Raw genomic sequence first — 6137 nt, forward strand, 5'->3', positions numbered from 1 at the left:
CGGAGATCTAGCAACATGGACCTCGGCAAATCTGCGAGCGTGCGAGACGTTTTGAACCTGGCGTCGCAATACAAAGCCGCCGCGATCAAGCTGGGTGAGGCCCCACCCAGTCCCAACCATCTTCCGCAGAGGCTGCTGGCTCTTCATGCCATCGAGCTCTATCTGGACGCGCTTCTTCAGGCCAGGGGTCTCGATGACGAGACGGTCCGCAACTTTCAACACGACCTTGGCGAGCGGGCGCGAATAGCACTGGCCGCAGGGCTTGTCCTTCGCAATCGCACGCTGGCCCACCTGGCAGCGCTGTCCTCAAACACAAAATATCTCATCGTGCGATATGCTCCCGAGCGGACGTCCACGCTCTCGCAGGTGAACAGGGCTATGACGACACTTGAAGAGATCTCGAGGAAGGTCCCGAAGATGGTGAAGTCGGCAAAGGTCAAGCAACTGCACCGACACTGAACTCGGGATCGCTGGGAGCGGTGGCCGCCTTGAACGGATATGAACCTCGAACACTATGTGTCAGCAATATTAAGCCGACCAGCGTCCGCCAGAGCTGAGTCCAAAAGATTGCATTCGACCATTTAAAGGTCTATCTTCTGGTCAAATTGGAGACCGATGTATGAAGCTCTCGCAGCAGGTAAAACCTATCAGCTATCTCAAGGCGCATGCGCCCGAGATCGTTCGTTCGCTGGCTGAAAATCGCGAGCCTGTCGTACTCACGGTACATGGCGAGGCAAGAGCCGTGCTCCAAGATGTTACCGTTTACGAGGAAACCCAAGAGACAATCGCTCTGTTGAAGGTGCTGGCGCTCACCAACAAGCAAGTCGAAGCGGGCAAGGTCGATCGCGCATCCGAAGCATTCAAGCGGATCCGACAACGCGTTTCCCGATCCTGATGCCTTATACCGTTTTACTCTCCGAGGACGCGGAACAAGATATCGAGGACCTCTACCAGTTCATTGCCAACCGCGACGGCGTAGAAACAGCAGATCGTATACTGGGCGAACTCGAGGCGGCCGCCTCGAGCTTAGAGGATATGCCGGCTCGCGGGAACGTTCCAAAGGAACTCGCACCGATCGGAATCACCGAATACCGCGAGCTACACCACAAACCGTGGCGAATGATCTACCGGATCCTCGGCTCGGATGTGATCATTTACTGCGTCGCCGACGGGCGCCGAGACATGCAGTCATTGCTTGAAAGGCGCCTGTTTCGCACAGCAAGGTGAGAACAATCCCTCAAGGTCAACCGATCGCGGCCTGACTTCTGTTGCGCTCATTGTGGTCGGACGACTCCATCAATCGCAGCTCAACCGTGCCGCTAAAATGCTAGGTTCGTCTACTCTCGAAACTCGAAGACCTCCTTGTCGGTCGGACTTGAAGCTTGTTCGACAGTACGCTCCAGTCGATACATTATGCGATCTGCTTGGCCCAGAAGGTACATTCTAATTTGAAGTGCGACATGCCAATGATTTCAATGGTTTCCCCTTGGAGATTTTGGCATGTCCCGACGCTATTCGCGTAACCGGCCGATTGCTACCGCGGAGATTTTGCTTTGATGCGGGCGATAAGTTCTTCGTCGTCGACAAAGCTGTCGAGGAAGTCGTTCCATTCCTGAGTTGAGCGGCGAGCATAGGAGAGCATTTGTTCCAGCTCCTCCATGCCGTCGTCTGTCAGTGCGATGACGGATTCGTCCTCGCCGTTGTAGACACTGATGATACTGCCGTAGGTCAGGTTGTCATCGTTGCTGACGATCGCCCGAAGAAGCTCTGGATCCTCGCCAAGAATTTCGGCGACATATTTGATGGTGCGGACATAAGTGACTGTTGCCATCAAGCGGCCTCGGCGCAGATGACGGCAACCGGTGCCCAATTCCATGGGAGCAGTTCGTCGAGCCTATTGATCTTGTGATCGTGGATGCGATCGAGCACGTCGGCCAGATATGCCTGCGGATCGACGCCGTTCATCTTGGCCGTCTCGATGATCGTCATGGCGCGTGCCAGCGTCTCCGCGCCGGTATCGGCACCAGCAAAGAGCCAGATGCTATGACCATTTCTTCTTGCGAAGCCGTGCTTTGAGGGCAGCATGGCCGGCGGCCATTTCGGTCGGGAGAAGGATGTATCCATCATGAGTCATTACGATGCATATATTGGACTGGACGTCCATAAGGACTCTATTTCCGTCGCATTTGCCGAAGCGGGAAGGCTGGGTGAGGTTCGCCTCATTGGTACCATCGCGAACGAACCGGACGCGATCTCCAAGCTAGTGAGAAAGCTTGGAGATCGGCATGGTCTCCTAGAGTTTGCCTACGAGGCGGGCCCGTGCGGATATAACGTCTTTCGCCAGATAGAGGGTCTTGGGTTTGCCTGCAGGGTCGTCGCGCCAAGCCATACACCCGTCCGGCCGGGCAACCGCCAGAAGAACGACACCCGCGACGCCGTAATGCTCGCGCGGTTGTTGCGTGCGGGCGAACTCACATCGGTCTGGGTACCGGACCCGGTGCATGAGGCGATGCGAGATCTTGTGCGCGCTCGTTCCGTCGCGTCCCACGATGCGCGGAAGGCTCGCACATTAGTTCAGCTGTTTTTGCTGAAGCACGACCTGCGATATCCGGCCAAGTCCTGGACCTCCAGACATCGGACATGGCTTCGCAATCGACAATTTTCTCATCAAGCGCAGCAGATCGCATTTCAAAGCTACCTCAATCGCCTGGAACAGGCCGAAGCCCGCAAGAAAGAGTTGGAAGAGCAAATTGCGCTGGTTTCACAAACTTGGTCGTTGGGTCACACTGTGTCGAACTTGCAGGCTTTCAAGGGTGTCGGCCTGGTCATTGCCGCAACGCTGGTTGCCGAGGTCGGGATGTTCTCGCGTTTCGATAATCCACGCAAACTAATGGCATATCTCGGCCTCGTTCCGGGGGAGCACTCAAGCGGCGGATCTATCCGATCGCGAGGAATAACTAAGACAGGCAACTCCGCCTTGCGCGCCTTGTTGTTTGAAGCGGCTTGGTGTTATCGCGGTAGCGTTAAGGTGGGAAACTGGATGCACAAGCGCCGTCCCGAGATCCCGCAGCCGATTATTGACATTGCATGGAAGGCGCAGGTTCGGCTGAATACTCGTTATCGGAAGCTGGTGGGATCGGGCAAAAAAAGCAACGTCGCCATCACCGCGATTGCTCGAGAGCTGCTCGGTTTTCTTTGGGACGTCGCGTGTCGAACTGAAGCCGCAACGGCCTCAACGACAGCGTAAAGCCGCATCCATACTCAAGGATCGGGAAGGGTCAGGGCGCCGAGAGCGGAGAAGGAAACCTCGGGCAAAAATTTGGACGGGTCCGTCCTATGTCCGCAGCCAGATCGAGGCAGCCTTCCGACGCATCGTCACCATTGGGTAGCCAATCCCAGGACAAGAGTTTGGGCAACCGTCGAGTAGACTCGGCGCCCTGACCCATCCCGACCGCGAAGCAACCCTTACACGCCACCCGCGTCGCGAGTGGCTCTTGGAAGTGCGTCTTAGCCCTCGACAATGGTCATAAGAGTTCTTTCTTCCAATTCCAACCGGCCGCAGGGCCCGCTCGGCGGCATTGTTGTCCATGGCGACACGACCGTCTTCCAGGAACAGGCAGAATGACGACCAGCGGCTCAGGCCGTACCGGAAGGCTCGCGCCAGTTCGCCCTTGCCCGGAATGCGGGTCAATTGCGCTTCGGCCCAGACACGCAATGCCTCGACTTTTGCCTTGCTGTGTTTTTGACGCGCGGCCAAGCGGATATCAGCAGATTGGCCCGCAATGTCGCGCTCGACGTCGTAAAGCGCACCGATACGGTCGAGAGCCTCGCGTGCGATCTCGGATTTGTTCGAGGTCCAGATGTCATGGAAGTCGCGTCGCCAGTGCGCCCAACATGCTGCCTCTTGGAACCGAGATGTCCCATCCGCTCCAGGCTCATAAAGCTTCCCGTAGCCCTTGTAGCCGTCGGCTTGAAGGATGCCGCTCGCCTGCCTGAGGTGATGATGAACGTGGTCTTCCTTCCAGTCGGGAGCAAAGTAGTAGACCGCACCTGGTGGAGCCGCGCCCGCCCATGGCCGCTGATCGCGGACGTACGTCCAAATCCTGCCCTTCTTCACGCCTTTGCCCAACCCCTTGTCTCGCAGAGAATGGTCGAGCACCCGGATCGGGGTGTCGTCGGCATGGAGGAGGTCACTGCCCATGATCGCGGTCTCGATCCGCTCAATCAGCGGCTGGAGCACCCGCATGGCGCGACCGCACCATTCGACCAGCGTGCTGTCGGGAATGTCGGCACCCATGCGGGCGAAGATCTCGTTCAGGCGATAGAGTGGTAGGTGATCGTCGAACTTCGAGACCAGGATGTAAGCCAGAAGGCCAGCACCTGCCATGCTGCCCGGTATCGGACGGCTGGGTGCCGGCAACTGCACCATCTTCTCGCAGCAACGGCAGGACTTCTTCAATCGAGCGACCTCGATGACCTTCATCTGCGCGGCGATCATGTCGAGGATCTCGCTGGCATCCTCGCCGACAAGGCGCAATTCACCGCCACACGCAGGGCAGCAGGTGCCGGGATCGAGTTCCTTGCGCTCGCGAACTGCCTTTTCCGATACGCGCGGACGACGGCGCATTATTCTTTCAGGAGTGTTTGCCACCGACGCGACGGGCTTGGACTCATCGGCCTCATTGATCGGCTTCGTATCGCGCTCGGCCGCGGCGATCAAAAGATCTTCCAACGCCAGTTCGAGTTGTTCGATTTCCCGCTCGATCTTTTCCGAGGACTTGCCGAAGACCTGCTTCTTCAACTTGGCGATGCGCAGCCGCAAGGACTGGATCAATTGGTCATGGGCCTGCAACGTCGCCGACATCTTCGCGTTTTCCGCCTGCAAAGCGGCGATCATTGCCTTCAGGAAGGCCGGATCATCGGGAAGATTTTGGGTGGCGTTCGACATGGGCCTGACTACCATAAGTCAGGGCGAAGATCCATAAAAACAAGCAGAATCAGAGGGATAAAATCAACCGACACGCGCCGGTGGAGCACCCCAGTTCGGACGCCGCCAATCGATGCCCTCCCATAACATCGCCATTTGCGCAGACGTCAGCCGAGCCGTTCCGTCGGCCGCCGATGGCCAAGGGAACCGTCCCTTCTGCAAAATTTTGTAGTACAGGCAGAAGCCCTGGCCATCAAAATAAAGGAGTTTCAAACGGTCGCCACGCCTGCCACGAAAGGCGAAGACTGCGCCACTCGTCGGCTTCTGGCGCAATACATCCTGCGCAAGCGCAGCCAGGCCCTCTATTCCCTTACGCATGTCGGTGACCCCGCAAGCCAGATACACCCGAACGCCCGTCCCTGGTCCGATCATGCCGCTTCCACAGCCCGGATAAGACGCGTCAGGGTGGCGGCATTCACGCCGCTGTCGAAGCAAAGACTGCGACCGCGGCTCAATCGCAACTCGATCATCCCAGACGGTTCCTGACGGTCCTCACCGCGCTCGATCTCCACGGCATTCATGTCCAAGGGAACAAACACCGCATTCGCGGACGGCGACAACAGTCCCTTCTTCTTCAGTTCACTGCGCCAGGTGTAAATTTGCTGCCGCGTCACATCGTGCCGATGAGCCACCTCCGTCACCGTAGCGCCAGAAACTCCAACCGACATGACAATGTCGAGCTTCTGTTCATCACCCCACCGACGCCGCCGTTCCTGCCCAAGAATTTCGACACGCATCCCATACCTCGCCGAAGACACGTCGCTTACGACGTCGTTAAAGACGTGTCTTAGGCCATCAAGGCCCTATCCGGCAGGCGGTAACAATCGGGCGGTTACCTATTCGCAGCTGAATCTGGCCGATCGACGCCGCCTCTTCCACTTTGTCGAACGAAAACTGCCGATCAAAGAAATGGCACGCGAACTTGGTCGTCACCGATCGACGATTTATCGTGAGATCCGGCGCAACACCTTCCGCGATCGCGAGCTGCCCGACTATAGCGGTTACTTCCCGACCGTTGCTGACGATATCCGCAAAGAGCGGCGGCAGCGTTTGAGGAAGCTTGTGCGGCACCCACAATTGCGCGAATTGGTGATCGAGCAGCTGAAGGCGCTTTGGTCCCCGCAACAGATCGCCGGTCGTCTGCTCGCCG

General features: G+C 57.7%; 8 protein-coding genes and 2 pseudogenes. 5 read left to right on the forward strand and 5 right to left on the reverse strand.

Annotated elements, in window-relative coordinates; all coding sequences use genetic code 11:
• Positions 1 to 15: 15 nt before the first annotated feature.
• The 3 genes from BLU15_RS40430 (at position 16) to BLU15_RS34605 (ending at position 1227) form a co-directional block, all read left to right on the forward strand.
• A complete protein-coding gene (locus BLU15_RS40430; RefSeq protein ID WP_244546910.1) occupies positions 16 to 459 on the forward strand; it encodes a hypothetical protein in 444 nt (147 codons plus the stop codon).
• A 160-nt stretch (positions 460 to 619) separates the two neighbouring features.
• Positions 620 to 895 carry a type II toxin-antitoxin system Phd/YefM family antitoxin gene (locus BLU15_RS34600; protein ID WP_090301665.1) on the forward strand — a complete coding sequence of 92 codons (276 nt, stop codon included), beginning with the start codon at positions 620 to 622 and terminating at the stop codon, positions 893 to 895.
• Entirely contained in the window at positions 895 to 1227 is a 333-nt protein-coding gene (locus BLU15_RS34605) for a type II toxin-antitoxin system RelE/ParE family toxin (protein WP_090301667.1), read from the forward strand. Before BLU15_RS34600 ends, BLU15_RS34605 begins: the two co-directional genes overlap by 1 nt.
• 307 nt (positions 1228 to 1534) lie before the next feature.
• Here the strand turns inward: BLU15_RS34605 and BLU15_RS34610 are convergent, their stop codons facing one another.
• Together BLU15_RS34610 and BLU15_RS34615 are read right to left on the reverse strand one after the other, a co-directional pair.
• Positions 1535 to 1831: a hypothetical protein gene (locus BLU15_RS34610; protein ID WP_090301670.1), complete on the reverse strand. Its 297-nt coding sequence runs from the start codon at positions 1829 to 1831 to the stop codon at positions 1535 to 1537.
• Positions 1831 to 2049, reverse strand: a pseudogene (locus tag BLU15_RS34615) (transposase domain-containing protein); the annotation flags it as partial. The pseudogene BLU15_RS34615 and the gene BLU15_RS34610, both read right to left, overlap by 1 nt.
• A 76-nt stretch (positions 2050 to 2125) precedes the next feature.
• Between BLU15_RS34615 and BLU15_RS34620 the strand changes: the two are divergent.
• Complete coding sequence (locus BLU15_RS34620; RefSeq protein WP_090301679.1) at positions 2126 to 3247, forward strand: IS110 family RNA-guided transposase; 1122 nt, start codon at positions 2126 to 2128, stop codon at positions 3245 to 3247.
• 300 nt (positions 3248 to 3547) lie between these two features.
• Here BLU15_RS34620 and BLU15_RS34625 read toward each other — a convergent pair.
• From BLU15_RS34625 to BLU15_RS34635, 3 genes and pseudogenes are all read right to left on the reverse strand, one after another.
• Positions 3548 to 4948, reverse strand: a pseudogene (locus BLU15_RS34625) (IS66 family transposase); the annotation flags it as partial.
• A 63-nt stretch (positions 4949 to 5011) separates the two neighbouring features.
• A complete protein-coding gene (gene tnpB, locus BLU15_RS34630) occupies positions 5012 to 5359 on the reverse strand; it encodes an IS66 family insertion sequence element accessory protein TnpB (protein ID WP_090301671.1) in 348 nt (115 codons plus the stop codon).
• Positions 5356 to 5724 carry an IS66-like element accessory protein TnpA gene (locus tag BLU15_RS34635; protein ID WP_090301673.1) on the reverse strand — a complete coding sequence of 123 codons (369 nt, stop codon included), beginning with the start codon at positions 5722 to 5724 and terminating at the stop codon, positions 5356 to 5358. Before BLU15_RS34635 ends, tnpB begins: the two co-directional genes overlap by 4 nt.
• Before the next feature lie 109 nt (positions 5725 to 5833).
• On the opposite strand from BLU15_RS34635, the gene BLU15_RS34640 reads away from it, so the two are divergent.
• A partial coding sequence (locus BLU15_RS34640) for a helix-turn-helix domain-containing protein (protein WP_143034321.1) occupies positions 5834 to 6137 on the forward strand: 304 nt, incomplete at its 3' end.

It is taken from the genome of Ensifer sp. YR511, from assembly GCF_900103045.1.
GTDB classification, from domain to species: domain Bacteria; phylum Pseudomonadota; class Alphaproteobacteria; order Rhizobiales; family Rhizobiaceae; genus Ensifer; species Ensifer adhaerens.